The sequence below is a fragment of the Candidatus Baltobacteraceae bacterium genome (genome assembly GCA_035502855.1).
Classification (GTDB): domain Bacteria; phylum Vulcanimicrobiota; class Vulcanimicrobiia; order Vulcanimicrobiales; family Vulcanimicrobiaceae; genus Aquilonibacter.
Map to the genome: position 1 here is coordinate 46,784 of DATJTX010000021.1, position 13,886 is coordinate 60,669.

Genomic DNA, 13,886 nt, shown 5'->3' on the forward strand with positions numbered 1-13,886 from the left:
GTGAGCGCTCCGCTCCGCACGCAGGTCGCGATCATCGGCGCCGGGCCGGCCGGCCTGATGCTGGCGCATCTGCTTCATCGCTGCGGCATCGAATCGGTGGTCGTCGAATCACGCAGCCGCAATTACGTCGAGAGCCGCGTGCGTGCCGGTGTGCTCGAGCACGGCACGGCGGAGCTACTGAACGATACCGGCGCCGGAGAGCGGATGCGCCGCGAAGGTCTCGTGCACCGCGGGATCGCGCTGCGCTTCGACGATTGCAGCAAACGCATCGATTTTCCCGATTTGACCGGCGGCAAGACGGTGACGGTGTACGGCCAGCAAGAAGTCGTCAAGGATCTGATCGCCGTGCGGCTTGGCGCGGGAGGGTCGATCCTCTTCGAATGCGAGGTCATCGCAGTCGACGCCGGCGACGATCCGTCGATCTGCTATCGTGACGCGGCCGGCGCCGAACACGCCGTTCGCGCCGACTTCGTGGCCGGTTGCGACGGCTTCCACGGCGTCGCCCGCGCGGCGATTCCGCCGGACGCGGTCACGATCTACGATCACGCCTTTCCGTTCGGCTGGCTCGGCATTCTGGCCGAGACACCGCCGGTAAGCGAAGAGCTGATCTACGTGAACCACGCGCGCGGCTTTGCGCTCGTGTCGATGCGCTCCCGGACGATCAGCCGTATGTACCTCCAATGCCGCAACGACGAAGATCTCGGCCTCTGGCCCGACGAGCGCATCTGGGCCGAATTGCGCGAACGCCTCGGCAGCGACCGCGGCGGACCGGACGTGCGCCCCGGTAAGATGCTGCAGAAGGGCGTGACGCCGATGCGCAGCTTCGTGTGCGACCCGATGCGCTACGGGCGCCTCTTTCTCGCCGGAGACTCCGCGCACATCGTGCCGCCGACCGGCGCGAAGGGCATGAACCTCGCCATCGCTGATGTGTACGTCCTGGCAGAAGCGCTCGATGCATACTACGGGAGTGGTGAGACCGCGCTGCTCGACGCGTATTCGCAGACGTGCCTGCGGCGCGTCTGGAAGACGCAGCGCTTCTCGAGCTACATGACCCGGATGCTCCACCGCTTCGACGGGCAGGTGCCGTTCGACTATCGCGTGCAGCTCGCCGAGCTCGACTACGTCACCAGCTCTCGCACCGCCGCTGCGAGCTTGGCGGAGAACTACGTCGGTCTTCCCTTCGAATCGACTGCGGATCTGCGAAAGGTTCCCACATGACGACGACATCGACGTCCCACGCGTTGCTCGGAAATTTCGACTGGTCCGGCAAAATCTTTCTCGACGGGTGGCGGCAAGGCAGCGGGCAATTCGCCGCGACGAACAAAGCGAACGGTGCCGCGCTCGGAACGGTTGGCACCGCCTGCGCGGCCGACGTCCGTGCCGCCGCGGCCTCGGCCGCGCAGCACCAGCCGGCGTGGGCACAGACGCCGCGTACGGATCGCGCCGCCGTTTTGAAACGCGCGCGAGCGCTGTTGACGCAGCACGCGGACGAATTCGTGTGGTGGATCGTGCGCGAAGCCGGCTCCACGGTCCCCAAATCGCAATTCGAGGTCGGCGTACTGACCACCGGATATTTCGATAAGATCATCGGCGATCTCGAGACCGCCGCGTTCGAAGAAACGATCGTCGACAAGGACGGCTTCCGCAGCGTTGCCGAACGCGTCCCGCTCGGCGTCGTCGGCGTCATCGGGCCGTTCAATTTCCCGCTGATCCTGTGCATGCGCGCGGTGATTCCCGCGCTGGCGTTCGGCAACACGGTGGTACTCAAGCCGAATCAACAGACCAGCGTGTGTTCGGGCATCCTCATCGCGCGCCTGTTCGAGATGGCGGGCCTACCGCAAGGCGTGTTGCACGTCGTTCCCGGCGAGACCGAGCCGGGCGCGGCGTTGGTCGAAGATCCCAACGTCGCGATGATCGCCTTCACGGGTTCGACCGCGGTCGGCCGCAAGATCGGCGAAGCCGCGGGCCGCACGCTCAAGCGCGTTTCGCTCGAACTCGGCGGCAATAGTCCGTTCATCGTGCTCGAAGACGCGGACGTCGAGGCGGCCGCGCGCTGCGGTTCGTGGGGTTCGTTCTTACATCAAGGGCAAATCTGCATGGCGTCGAGCCGTCATCTCGTGCACGAAAGCATCGCCGCGAAATATGCGGCCGCGCTCGCCGAGCACGCGCGCAAGCTCGTCGTCGGCGATCCGGCCGAGAATCAGGTCCATCTCGGGCCGATCATCAACGACGCGCAGCGCGAACGCGTCGATCGCATCGTCAAAGACACGCTGGCGAAAGGCGCGAAGCTCGCTGCGGGCGGTACGCACGAGGGCAACTTCTACGCCGCGACCGTCTTGACGGGCGTGACGCCGGGTATGCCGGCGTTCGACGAAGAGATCTTCGGGCCGGTCGCGCCGATCACGACGTTTACCTCCGACGAAGAGGCGATCGCGCTGGCCAACAAGACCGAGTACGGCCTTTCGGCCGCGGTCCACTCGGCATCGCTGCCGCGCGCGCGGAACATCGCCAAACGCTTGCGGACGGGGATGGTCCATATCAACGACCAAACCGTGAACGACGACCCGCGTGCCCCGTTCGGCGGCGTCGGCGCCTCCGGCAACGGCAGCCGTCAAGGCGGACACGCGTCACTCGACGAGTACACGACCTGGCGGTGGTCGACCGAGCACGATACCCCGCCGCCGTATCCGTTCTAAAGAGAAGAGCCGGCGAGGCGGCGCAGCCGGCGGCGGTGCGCAGCCAGATAGCGCACGTCCTCTGCGTAGGTCGTCGGATAGACGTTCGGCACGGGACGCGCGCCCAACGCATCGTCGACGTTTTTGAAGGTGAAAGTGCAGGTATTGCACAGCGCCGCGGTGCGGCGATCGCGACTCTCACGCACGATGTCGACCTCCACGCAGATCGAGGTGTTTCCGGTGTACGTCACGCGCGAGCTGAAATGCAGTTTGTCGCCCACGTTGACCGGTTGGTGGAAATTGACCCGATTGATCGATACGACGACCGGCCGGTCCGGAGCCACCAGCTCGGCGCACATCGTCGCATGGACGTAGGCCCGATGGATAACGTATCCGCCGACGATCTTCGCCGGTGACGACGCCGCGGGCGGGGTTTCGGCGCGGTCGTACTCGCGGTTCGTGAGATTGCAGACCAGCAACCCGTCGAACCCCGCGCCCTCTTGCGCCATGTGCAGCTCGGCCAGCAACGACTGCTCCGCCGGGCTGGGCGGTTCGATCGTCGGTACCGCATCGTCGCGATAGGCGTTCTTGCGCACGAGCGCACGGCCGCGGCGCCGGCGTTCGAGTTCGTCTTCGTAGTCCAGCGGCGGGAGTTCGTGATTCGCGACCATCGTGAAGTAGCACGAGACGTAGTGCAGCGGTTTGGGACCGGGCTGTTCGATGCGGATGCCGACTTCGAGCGAACGCGTGCCCACGTAGTTGACGCGCGCGAGCAGCACCATGTCCGACGTCATGTCCGGCCTACCGCGAAAGTGCATCTGGTCGATCGCCGCGGTCACGAACGCGATATCCGAATACGTTCGAGCGGCGTGCGCGAGCGCGGTTTCTTCGGCAAAGCGGTCGAGGATCTCGAGCAGCTGGAAGCTGCGGCGTAATTCGGCGTCGACGCTGAGCGGCAGGATCTTCGTGTGCGAGGTGTCGAGCGGGCGAGTCATGTCCAGCACTACGAAAAGTACACGCGGACCAGCCACGTCGCGGCCAGCGCGGGTTTCGGCGAATCCTCGAGCGCAACTTCGACCGACCAAACCGCGAGCGCGCTGCCGTCTGCGTTACGGTCGACCGCGCCGAGCGTGAACCGGCCGCGGATGCGTGCTCCGGATCGGACCGGACTGATGAAACGGATCCGATCGAAACCGTAGTTGATCGTCGCGGAAGCGCGAACCGCGCAGCACTGCTTGAACATCGCGCTGAGCAGGCTCAGCGTCAGAAACCCGTGCGCGATCGTCGTCCCGTAGGGCGATTCGGCGGCCGCTCGCTCACGATCGACGTGAATCCATTGATGATCCTCCGTCACGCTTGCGAAGCGGTCGATGCGCTCCTGATCGATCTCCCGCCAGTCGGTCTCGAGCGTCGCACCGCGCAGTGACTCGAGCTCCTCGAGGGTTCCGACGGTCGTCATCAACTCGTCTGAGCGCCGGTCAAGAGGCCTTCGAACCGCGTGCGCAGCTCGCGCTTCAAAAATTTTCCGACGCCGGTGCGCGGAATCGCGTCGAGAAAGAGGATCCGGTCGGGAATCTGCCAGTGCGCCAGATGCTGGGTGAGCCAGTCGCGCAGCTCCTCTTCGCCGAGGCGATGACCTTCGCGCAAGACGACCGCGGCGACCGGGCGCTCCTGCCACTTCGGATGCGCCAGACCGAAGACGCATGCTTCGCGTACGGCCGCGTGACCCATGATCGTGTTCTCGACCTCGACCGAAGAGATCCACTCGCCGCCGGACTTGATGAAGTCCTTGACGCGATCGACGATTTCGAGATAGCCGTATGCGTCGATCGTGCAGATGTCGCCGGTGTGAAACCAGCCGTCGGGCTCGAATGCCGCCGCGGTCGCGGTATCGTTGCGATAATAGCTCGTCGTAACCGCGAATCCGCGCACCAGCAACTCACCCCGCGAGGTGCCGTCGGCGGGGAGATCGGCGCCGTGTTCATCGACCAGGCGCCACTCGACGATCGGCGCGAAACGTCCGGCTTTGTAGCGTTCCTGCCGTTGCCGCTCCGGATCGCCGTCGAGCTGCGAGGTTGCCGAGCTGACCGTTCCGATCGGTGACATCTCGGTCATGCCCCACGCGTGAACGCCTTCGATGCCCAGCTCTTCGAGCCCGTCGAAAAGCGACCGCGGCATCGCCGAGCCGCCGATGACGATGCGCCGCAGGTCCGGCAGGCGTTGGCCGGCAGCCTTGAGCGCGTCGCGCACCGCGATCCACACCGTCGGTACGCCGGCCGAGAACGTAACCCGCTCCTGCGAGCACAGCTCGATGACGCCGGGAGCGTCGAGCCGTTCCATCGGCAGAATCAAATCCGCGCCGACGAGCGGTGCAATGAACGGAAATCCCCACGCGTTGACGTGGAACATCGGAACGATCGGCAAAACGCGATCGCGTTCGCGCAGCCCGATGTAATCGGCCAAGCACGAGGCGAGCGCGTGGAGGTAGGTCGAGCGATGCGAGAACAGCACGCCTTTGGGATCGCCCGTCGTTGCCGACGTATAGCATAGGATCGCAGCGGAGCGTTCGTCGATAAGCGGCCAGTCGAAGCGTTCGGGCTTGGATGCGACCAGCTGCTCGTAATCGAGCGCGCCGTCGACGGGTTCGTTCAGCTCGCCCATTGCCACGAACGTTCGCATCGTATCCGGCTGCAGCGCACGAAAGGCTTGCACCGCCTTGGCCAGCGAGGCATCGAAAAAGACGACGCGATCGGCCGCGTGATCGAGAATGAACGCCACCTGGTCGGGGAAGAGCCGGATGTTGACCGTGTGGAGCACCGCCCCGATCATCGGAACGGCGTAATAGAGCTCCATGTGCCGGTGGCCGTTCCACGCGAACGAAGCGACCCGGTCGCCCGGCTCGATACCGAGTTCGACGAGCGCGTGAGCCAGTTGCGCGACTCGCTTGGCGAAAGCGGGGTACGTGTAGCGAATCAGGCCGGTTCCCTCGCGCGAGACGATACCTTTGCGCGGGTGAGCGCGAACCGCGTGCTCGAGAATCGAGCGAATCGCGAGCGGCCGATCCGACATCGTGGAGGGCAGGGTCAGCGAAAGATCTTTCAACACAAAAACCTCCCGATCGCGCGGATCGAATCGTCGTGCATGACGATTCCGAAGTGGTTGGCTTCGATTTCCTGCGCCCTCGCCGAGGGAGTCGATTTCAGGAACGCCGCGAGGTCGCCTTCCGTCACGATGTGCCCGGACGAATCGCCGAGCGGATGGGCTGCGCGCAGCAGCAACACCGGAAGGTGGAGCGAGCTCCAGAGTTTGCGCGGCGAATGGATCGCCGCGTACATCGTGTCCTCGTAGAGCGCGCAGCGCTGCGTGCGCACGCGAATGCCTCCGCCCGCCGCCGGTTCGACTTCGTAGCGGTAATGCCGCTCCCAATGGTCGTTCCACGGGATCGCGAGCCCCAGGTTCTTCACCGCGCGCACGTACTGATCCGGGTTGTCGTATGACCACGTCAAACGCCGCGCGCTGCGCATCAACGTGAGCGCGGCCGAGGCGCTCGGCCGGCCGAGTCCGTCGACCAGCACCAGCCGGCCTATCCGGCGCCGCGTGTCGACGGCCACGGCATTCATGCCGACCAGCGCGCCCATCGAATGGCCAACCACGTCGAACGAGTTCAATCCCAACGCATCGGCCGTTTCGAAAACGTCGTGCGCATGACGCAGCCACCCGTACGTTCCGCTGCGCGATTTCTCACTGAGGCCGCGCCCGCGCAGGTCGAGCGCGAGAACCTGCCTTCCGTTCGCGGCGAGCGCGCGGCTCAGCGGCGCGAAAACCTTGGCGTTCGAAGAGATTCCGTGTACGCAGACGACGGCGCGCCGGGACGGATCGCCGCTGCGCTGCACGCGGATTTTCCCGGACGAGGTCGTGACGAAGAAGGCATCGGCGCCGCTCATTGCAAGAACTGCCCGATCGCATCGCAGGTCTTCTCGGCTGCGACGATTCCGTAGTGGTTCTCGGCGACTTCGATCCCGCGCGCGTGTGGAACCTCGGCCAGAAAGTCGCGGTAATCCGCTTCGGTGACGACGAAGCCGTCCGGGCCGCCCATGGGAACGCTCGCGCGCACGAGCAGGGTATCGAGCGTCAGGAACGGCCAAAATGCGCGCGGGTCGCGGGTTGCGCCGTACGCCGCGTCTTCGGCTACCGCGGCCGCGCTCGTGCGCGGATGGACCGAACCGTTCTCGGTGATCAAATCGTACCGGTAGTGCTCATCCCAGAACTCGCTCCAAGGCGTCACCAAACCGGTCGAACGAACGGCGGCGATGAAGGCGTCCGCGCTTGTGAACGTTTCCTTGCGGACGGCCAGCGCAGCGAAAATCGCGGCGATCGCGGTTTGCGAAGGCACTCCCAAACCGTCGATCAGCACGAGGCGGCGAATGGCCCTCCCGCGATCGAGTGAGACCGCGGTCAATCCGACGAACGCCCCCATCGAATGGCCGACGAAATCGAATTGCTCGATGCCCATCGCCTCCGCCGCTTCGAGCACGTCGCGGGCGTGATTCTCCCAACCGTACGTACCGGGCTCGGTGACCTCGCTCCGACCGCGGCCGCGAAGGTCGAACGCTACGAGGCTTCGCCCCTCGCGCTCGAATCGTTCTCCCAGACGTTCGAAAACCCGCGAGTTGGACGAAAGACCGGGAACGCAGAGCGCCGTTACGCCGGAGGAATCACCGAAGCGCCGCGCGCGCAAACGGCCGCGCAGCAGCTCTAGGTCGAAGTCTTGCGCCATAACGATAGCACTCCTCCGGCAATGCCTTGCCGGAACGCGAGGATGCACACGACGAACACCAACCCCATGACGAGATCGGTCTCTTGACCGATCGCAGTTGCCGAGACGAAGTAGTTGATGATTTCGTACACGCCTGCGCCGATCGCGGGACCGACGATCGTGCCGCTGCCGCCGAGCACGGTCATCATCACCACCGCCCCCGAGGTGTGCCAGTCGATCATTTCCAGACCCGCGAGGCGGTTGCTGAGCGCATAGAGTCCGCCGGCGAGGCCCGAAAGCGCGCCGGCGATCGTGAACGCCGCCAGCTTGTAGCGGTTAACCCGGTATCCAAGCGCGATCGCGCGCGTCTCGTTCTGCCGGATGGCGCCGAGTACGGTGCCGAACGGCGAATTGGTCAAGCGAACCACGAGCCAAAAGCAGATTGCGACGACGGCGAAGACGATGAAGTAGAAAGCCACATCGTTTGAGACGTGCGCGCCGAAGAGGGTACCGCGCGTGTCCATCGGAAGGCCGTTTTCGCCGCCGGTGAAGCTCGATAGATTGATCGCGGCGAAGTATTCGATTTGCGCGATGCCGAGCGTGATCATCGCAAAGTAGATGCCCGAGCGGCGAACGACGATCAGCCCGACGATACCGGCGAGCAGCGTCGCGTAGAGCACCGCCGCCGCGATCGCGAGCGCGGAGTCGACGTGAAAACGCTGCACCAGGATCGCCGTCGTGTAGGCGGAGCCGCCCCAGAACATCGCTTGGCCGAACGAGAGCAGTCCGGCGAAACCGAAGAGCAGGTCGAGCGCCAGCGCGAAGAGTGCGAAACACAGAATATCCATCGCTACGACAGGGTAAATCAATCGCGGAAGCACGAGCCCGGCGAGCGCCACCAGGATGAAGAGGACGTTGCGAGGGCTCACCGGGTGCTCTCCGGGCGGCCCAAGAGGCCCGAAGGCCGCAGCCAGATCACGATGACCATGACGATGAAGATCAGCGTGGTCGCGATCGGCGGATAGTAGACCGCGCCGATCGCCTGCAGTAGTCCGAGTAAGAATCCCGCGATGATCGAGCCGGTGATCGAACCCAGCCCGCCGATGACCACGATCGCGAAGGTATAAATGATGATGTCGTCACCCATCGTCGGAAGGACGTTGGTCGTCGGCGCGGCCAGCACGCCGGCGAGCGCGGCGATTGCGACGCCGATGCCGAACGTGACCGTCACCAGACGCGGCGTGTTTACTCCGAACGCGCGTACCAGCACCGGATTTTCGATCGCCGCGCGGATGCGCGCGCCGAGGAGGCTGCGATCGACGACGAGCCACGCAACGACGCAGACGGCCAGCGAGACCGAGATGACGAACAGCTTGTACGTCGGAAAGATCGTGAAACCCAGATTGGTCGCGCCCGAGAGCGCGCCGGGCATGGAATAGGGCGAGCCCAGCGTTCCCGCGAGCAGCGTCATCACGTTGACGATCACGAGCGTCAGTGCGAAGGTGAGGAGCAGCCCGTAGATCGGATCGCTGCGGGCGATGCGCCGCAGGATGAGCCATTCGAGCAGCATGCCGAGAATGCCGACCGCGATCGGCACGACGATCAGCGCGGCGAAAAACGGTAGACCGAGAAGCTGCGCGCCGTAATAGGCGCCGAACGCGCCCAGCATGTACATCGCGCCGTGCGCAAAGTTGATGATTCGCAGGGTCCCGAAAATGATCGAGAGCCCGAGGGCGAGCAGCGCGTAATACGCGCCGCTCGCCAGGCCGTTGAAGGTCTGAGCCGCAATGTAATCGAGGCTCATCGATCCCGGTCGACGTGCCGGGCTACCACGTCTTGGCGCAACCTTCCGTCGCGGGATTGGGGAACGCCTCGCTGCCGGGAATCGTTCCGATGATCTTCAGCCACGCGTTCTTTTCCTTGTATTGCGAAGGCGCCAGCACTTCGTACAGGTAGAAGTTGTGCAACACCTGATGATCGGCGGTGCGGAACTCGCCGTTGACGGCGTACATGTCGTTGAACTTGTGCCCGTCGAGATAGCCTACGACCTTGTCGGCGTCCGTCGAGCCGACCGCCTTGACCGCCTTGAGCCACTGCAGCGTGGCGGAATAGTCGGCGGCCTGGATCGAATCCGGCGGGTTGTCTCCGCCCATCTTTGCTTCCCACCGCCTGGCCCACGCCGCCGCTTGCGGCGTCTGGTCCCAATACCACGAATCGGCGAACTTCAGGCCGGTCCAGAGGTTGGGATCGGTGTTGACCTGCGAGGTGAAGAAGAGGCCGGCGATGATTTTCATCGACTTGTCGAGGCCGAACTCTTTGGCGGCTTTCATGCTGTTGACCGTATCGGCGCCGGCGTTGAGCAACGCGAGTACTTTCGCGCCCGAGTTCTTCGCGGCGAGCATGTACGACGAGAAGTCGGTGGTGCCGAGCGGCATGAAGTCGATCTTCACGAACTTTCCACCGTACGGTTGGATCGCGTTGGTAAACTCCTCGGCCATCGAGTGACCGAATGCGTAGTCGGGTGCGACCCCGTACCAGAGCTTGTCGCCGCCCTTGACGATTGGGATCGCCTCGGCATGCGCGAGCGCATAGGTGTCGTAGGCGTACATGTAGGTATACTTGTTACAGAATTTACCGGTGATGTCTTTGTCGGCGGCGCCGGTGACGATCACCAGTTTGTGCATCTCTTTCCCGACCGACGAAACGGCGAGCGCCGTCGCCGAGTTGGTAAGGTCGACGGCGAGGTCCGCGCCGTTGCTGAACTCCTGGCGCGCCTTGGCGTCGGCGACCGTGGCGGAATCGCGATGATCGACCGCATCGACGACGATCGAACGTCCGAGCACCTTACCGCCGAAATCATCGACGGCCATCTGCACCGCGGTAACCGATCCCTTGCCCGCAAGGCTCGAATAGACGCCGCTCATGTCGGTGATGACGGCGATATGGATAGGAGCGCTATCGGCGCTGACCGGCGCCGCCGGATATACTCCGGAGAGCAGCACCGCGATCGCGCAGATGCTGGACATCAATCGTATGGTCCTCATGGTTTATTGCCTCCAAGAATAGTGCGCTTTGATGAAGATGAGAGCCGGCGGACGGCTCCCGCAAGGCCTCCCGGAACGAAAAGGACGAGCAGAACGAACAGGACACCGAGGATGAAGAGCGGCTGCGAGAGTGGGACACGCAGCACCGGTGGGAGGGATTGGACACCGCTCGCGCTCGAGAGCACGACGAGACGGAAGTCCAAATACTCGTAGACGATTCCGCCGAGCACGGCACCCCAAAGCGTGCCGACTCCGCCCAGTACCACCATAACGAGCAGGGTCAACGTGAAGTTCGCCGTCGTGACGTCGGGCGCCGCTCCGCCTTCGAGGAACACGTAGACGATGCCGGCCAGCGAGGCCAGCAGCGCGGAAGCGACGAACGCGCCGAGTTTGAACAGATAGGGATTGAGCCCGACGGTTGCCGCGCGCGTTTCGTTTTCACGAATCGCCTGCCACGCGCGTCCCGGCCGCGACGAGATTAGCCAGGCCGCCGCCGCGTAGGTGAAGATCAGCAAAGCCAGCGCCAGCCAATAGAGATTTCGCGTGTTCGCGACCCCGGAGAAAGGCGCCGGAAGGACGCTTGCCGCCAGCGCCAGGCCCTCCTCACCGCCGGTTAGATTGTAGGGGTTGAGCATTACGACGATCGAGCCGGCTTGGGCGAAGGCGAGCGTCACCATCGCGAACGCAATGCCGTGCGTACGCAAACAGACGGCGCCGATGATCGCCGGAAGCACGATCGCCATCAGGATCACGAACGCGAGCGCGCCGGCTAAACCCCAGTGCCAGCGCGTGAGCGCGATCGCGGTGCCGTAGACCCCGATCGCAAAGTAGAGCGCGTGTCCGAACGAGAGCAACCCGGTGTATCCGAAGATGACGTCGTACGAGAGCGCCAGCGCGCCGAAGATGAAGCATCCCGCCAGAAGCGTCATCGAACCCGGCGAGCGCAGGGCCTCGCCGAAGAGCGGCGGCAACGGAATGCCGATGAACGGCACCAGGGCCAGCACGGCGATCAGCACGAGAACGAGCCCGGCGCGCACGGAGAGCTTCACGATTCGTACGCTCGCTGCGGACGCAGCAAGAGGGCGAGCGCGAGCAGCAGCACCACCGAAAAATCTCCTACGCCCGGGGCGGAGTAAAAGTTGAGGAACTGCTGCAGGAGCGCAACGCCGGCGGCCGCGATTGCGGTCCCGCTCATCGAACCCAAACGTCCGACGACGACGACGATGAACGCGAAAATCAGCATCGAGGTTCCACGTTCGGGATCGATGAAACCGAAGTAGGTAGCCGCCAGATATCCGGCCAAGCCCGCGGCAATACCGCCGATTGTAAAGACGATCGTGAACGCGCGCCCTACGTCGATGCCGAGTGCCTGCACCATCGAACGGTTTTCGACGCCGGCGCGAACGATGAGCCCGTACCGCGTGCGCCGCAGAAACACGAGCAATAGCGCCAAGACGACGAGCGCGACGGCCGTCGAGAACAAGTTGGTATTCGGAATCGACGCGCCAAGAATCGTCGTGGTATTCGACATCCAGGTCGGCATGTTCAGCTGGACCGCGGTTCCGCCGAAAATCCCGATCATCAGCGCGACCAGCGCGAGCGCCGCACCGACGGTAACCAGGACCTGGCCGATCGGCCGCGCGTAAAGCGGACGAATCAACAGCACCTCGAGCAAAAATGCGAGCGCCCCGCCGCACAGCGTCGCCGCGATCAAGCCCGCGGCCCAAGCGACGCCGGCATCGCTGCCCGCGTTCGACGCGACCACCCATCCGGCGTACGCGGCGACCGTGAAGATCGCTCCGTGCGCGAAGTTGAGCACGCGCATCAGCCCCCAGATCAGCGAGAGCCCGGAAGCAACCAAAAAATAGAGGCTCCCCAGGCCTAGGCCCGTGATCACCAGCAATGCGATCGTGCTCATCACGCGCGCCCTTTCGCCAATCCCAAATGGGTGCGCGCAAGATCGGGATTCTCGATCAACTCCGCGACCGAACCGCGGTATCCGACGCGCCCTTGATCGAGCACGATCGCGCGTTTCGCCAGCCGGTTCGCGACGGGAAGATTCTGTTCGACCAGCAGCATGGTGACGAGCGAGGCGGCTCGTTCGAGCGAATCGACGACGTTGCGCAGCATGAGCGGCGAGAGACCTTTGGTGGGTTCGTCGACGAGCAGAATGCGGTTGTCGCGATTGAGCAGGACGCGGGCGATCGCAAGCATCTGTTGCTGACCGCCGGAGAGCGTGCCGGCTCGCTGCCGCGCCCGCGTCTTCATTTCCGGAAAGAGCTCGTAAACGACGTCGTATTGCAGCTGACGCGCACCGCGCTCGGCCAAGCGAAGATTCTCCTCGACGGTCAATTCGGAAAAGACCTCGCGGTCCTCGGGAACGTAGGCAACGCCCAGGTTGACGATACGATCGGTGCGCATGCGCTCGATCGGCGTTCCCGCCAAAGAGACGCGGCCCGTGCGGCGCAGCATCCCGAGGATGCCCTTCAGCGTGGTCGTTTTTCCGGCGCCGTTCCGGCCGAGCAGCGCGGTAACGCCGCCTTCTTCGATCTCGCAGGAAACGCCGTGAAGGACGTGCGACTCGCCGATCCACACGTTGAGATCGCGCAATTCGAGCAGCGGCCTGTCCTGAGCTTGTCGAAGGGCGCTCACAACGGATCTCCGAGATACGCCGACTGCACGGTTTCGTTCGCGATGATCCGGTCGGGCGTGTCAATCGCGAGCAGTGCGCCGTGGTGCATCACCGCCATACGATCCGCCAGACCCTCGATCAAATCGAGACGATGCTCGACCATCACGACCGTCGAACCCCCTTCGCGGTGCATGCGCCGGAGCAGCGCGACGATCTCGGGTACGTCTTCGACGGCCATACCCGCGGTCGGTTCGTCGAGCAACACCACATTTGCGTCGGTGGCGATCAGAATCGCGAGATCGAGTTTGCGTTTCTCGCCGTGCGAGAGCGACCCGGCCGCAAGCCCGGCACGCTCCTCCAGCCCTACTTCGCGCAGCGCCGCGTGCGCGCGTTCGATCGCGTCCGAATCGCGAGCTGCGCGCCGCCACGCCTCTCCCGATCCGCCCAAATGCGCTTGCGCCGCGATTTGCACGTTCTCGAGTACGCGTAGGTTGGCGAAGACGCTCGAGGTCTGAAAGGTGCGTCCCAAGCCAAGGCGCGCGCGTGCGTAACTGGGCGCACGCGTCACGTCCATGCCGCCCAAGCGCACCTGCCCCGAGGTCGGCGCAGCCAGGCCCGAAAGCAGGTTCAAGAGCGTCGTCTTACCGGCGCCGTTCGGACCGATGACAACGAGAAACTCGCCCTCCGGAACGGAGAGCGAGACCTCGTCGACGATGGGGACCGAACCGATGCGTAGCGTCAGAGCGTGCGTCTCGATTGCCGGAGGGGATTGCAACCCG

The 13,886-nt window shown here is 64.4% G+C and carries 14 protein-coding genes; 2 read left to right on the forward strand and 12 right to left on the reverse strand.

Translation table 11 applies throughout. The features are described from left to right. Entirely contained in the window at window positions 1-1,218 is a 1,218-nt protein-coding gene (locus VMF11_06405; GenBank protein ID HTU69936.1) for a 4-hydroxybenzoate 3-monooxygenase, read from the forward strand. Continuing rightward, a complete protein-coding gene (locus tag VMF11_06410) occupies window positions 1,215-2,696 on the forward strand; it encodes a benzaldehyde dehydrogenase (GenBank protein HTU69937.1) in 1,482 nt (493 codons plus the stop codon). The genes VMF11_06405 and VMF11_06410 overlap by 4 nt, the downstream gene beginning before the upstream one ends. Here VMF11_06410 and VMF11_06415 read toward each other — a convergent pair. Genes VMF11_06415 through VMF11_06470 form a run of 12 tightly spaced genes read right to left on the reverse strand, consistent with a single transcriptional unit; the run spans window position 2,693 to window position 13,882 of the window. Beyond that, a complete protein-coding gene (locus VMF11_06415; GenBank protein HTU69938.1) occupies window positions 2,693-3,670 on the reverse strand; it encodes a hotdog domain-containing protein in 978 nt (325 codons plus the stop codon). The genes VMF11_06410 and VMF11_06415 overlap by 4 nt on opposite strands. Window positions 3,671-3,678: 8 nt before the next feature. Beyond that, window positions 3,679-4,134 carry a MaoC family dehydratase gene (locus tag VMF11_06420; GenBank protein HTU69939.1) on the reverse strand — a complete coding sequence of 152 codons (456 nt, stop codon included), beginning with the start codon at window positions 4,132-4,134 and terminating at the stop codon, window positions 3,679-3,681. Continuing rightward, window positions 4,134-5,777, reverse strand: a complete 1,644-nt coding sequence (locus VMF11_06425) for a long-chain fatty acid--CoA ligase (GenBank protein ID HTU69940.1) — start codon at window positions 5,775-5,777, stop codon at window positions 4,134-4,136. The genes VMF11_06420 and VMF11_06425 overlap by 1 nt, the downstream gene beginning before the upstream one ends. Continuing rightward, on the reverse strand, window positions 5,774-6,619 hold the full coding sequence (locus tag VMF11_06430) for an alpha/beta fold hydrolase (protein ID HTU69941.1): 846 nt from the start codon (window positions 6,617-6,619) through the stop codon (window positions 5,774-5,776). The genes VMF11_06425 and VMF11_06430 overlap by 4 nt, the downstream gene beginning before the upstream one ends. Then, window positions 6,616-7,452, reverse strand: coding sequence for an alpha/beta hydrolase (locus VMF11_06435; protein HTU69942.1), 837 nt, complete (start codon window positions 7,450-7,452; stop codon window positions 6,616-6,618). The genes VMF11_06430 and VMF11_06435 overlap by 4 nt, the downstream gene beginning before the upstream one ends. Beyond that, complete coding sequence (locus tag VMF11_06440; protein ID HTU69943.1) at window positions 7,431-8,360, reverse strand: branched-chain amino acid ABC transporter permease; 930 nt, start codon at window positions 8,358-8,360, stop codon at window positions 7,431-7,433. The genes VMF11_06435 and VMF11_06440 overlap by 22 nt, the downstream gene beginning before the upstream one ends. Beyond that, the gene (locus VMF11_06445) at window positions 8,357-9,235 is read right to left on the reverse strand and encodes a branched-chain amino acid ABC transporter permease (protein ID HTU69944.1); all 879 of its coding nucleotides are present in this window, start codon (window positions 9,233-9,235) and stop codon (window positions 8,357-8,359) included. Before VMF11_06445 ends, VMF11_06440 begins: the two co-directional genes overlap by 4 nt. 22 nt (window positions 9,236-9,257) lie before the next feature. Further along, window positions 9,258-10,475 (reverse strand): ABC transporter substrate-binding protein, encoded by a 1,218-nt coding sequence (locus tag VMF11_06450; protein ID HTU69945.1) that lies wholly within the window; start codon window positions 10,473-10,475, stop codon window positions 9,258-9,260. Next, the gene (locus tag VMF11_06455; GenBank protein HTU69946.1) at window positions 10,472-11,524 is read right to left on the reverse strand and encodes a branched-chain amino acid ABC transporter permease; all 1,053 of its coding nucleotides are present in this window, start codon (window positions 11,522-11,524) and stop codon (window positions 10,472-10,474) included. Before VMF11_06455 ends, VMF11_06450 begins: the two co-directional genes overlap by 4 nt. Then, entirely contained in the window at window positions 11,521-12,393 is an 873-nt protein-coding gene (locus tag VMF11_06460) for a branched-chain amino acid ABC transporter permease (protein HTU69947.1), read from the reverse strand. The genes VMF11_06455 and VMF11_06460 overlap by 4 nt, the downstream gene beginning before the upstream one ends. Continuing rightward, window positions 12,393-13,127, reverse strand: coding sequence for an ABC transporter ATP-binding protein (locus VMF11_06465; GenBank protein ID HTU69948.1), 735 nt, complete (start codon window positions 13,125-13,127; stop codon window positions 12,393-12,395). Before VMF11_06465 ends, VMF11_06460 begins: the two co-directional genes overlap by 1 nt. Continuing rightward, entirely contained in the window at window positions 13,124-13,882 is a 759-nt protein-coding gene (locus tag VMF11_06470) for an ABC transporter ATP-binding protein (protein ID HTU69949.1), read from the reverse strand. The genes VMF11_06465 and VMF11_06470 overlap by 4 nt, the downstream gene beginning before the upstream one ends. Between the last annotated feature and the right edge of the window lie 4 nt (window positions 13,883-13,886).

What these genes read in the sequence shown, in the direction of transcription:
- VMF11_06450 (HTU69945.1), bottom strand. Translation starts at nt 10,475, where the DNA reads ATGAGGACCATACGATTGATGTCCAGCATCTGCGCGATCGCGGTGCTG.
- VMF11_06430 (HTU69941.1), bottom strand. Translation starts at nt 6,619, where the DNA reads ATGAGCGGCGCCGATGCCTTCTTCGTCACGACCTCGTCCGGGAAAATC.
- VMF11_06460 (HTU69947.1), bottom strand. Translation starts at nt 12,393, where the DNA reads ATGAGCACGATCGCATTGCTGGTGATCACGGGCCTAGGCCTGGGGAGC.
- VMF11_06410 (HTU69937.1), top strand. Translation starts at nt 1,215, where the DNA reads ATGACGACGACATCGACGTCCCACGCGTTGCTCGGAAATTTCGACTGG.
- VMF11_06415 (HTU69938.1), bottom strand. Translation starts at nt 3,670, where the DNA reads ATGACTCGCCCGCTCGACACCTCGCACACGAAGATCCTGCCGCTCAGC.
- VMF11_06435 (HTU69942.1), bottom strand. Translation starts at nt 7,452, where the DNA reads ATGGCGCAAGACTTCGACCTAGAGCTGCTGCGCGGCCGTTTGCGCGCG.
- VMF11_06420 (HTU69939.1), bottom strand. Translation starts at nt 4,134, where the DNA reads ATGACGACCGTCGGAACCCTCGAGGAGCTCGAGTCACTGCGCGGTGCG.
- VMF11_06445 (HTU69944.1), bottom strand. Translation starts at nt 9,235, where the DNA reads ATGAGCCTCGATTACATTGCGGCTCAGACCTTCAACGGCCTGGCGAGC.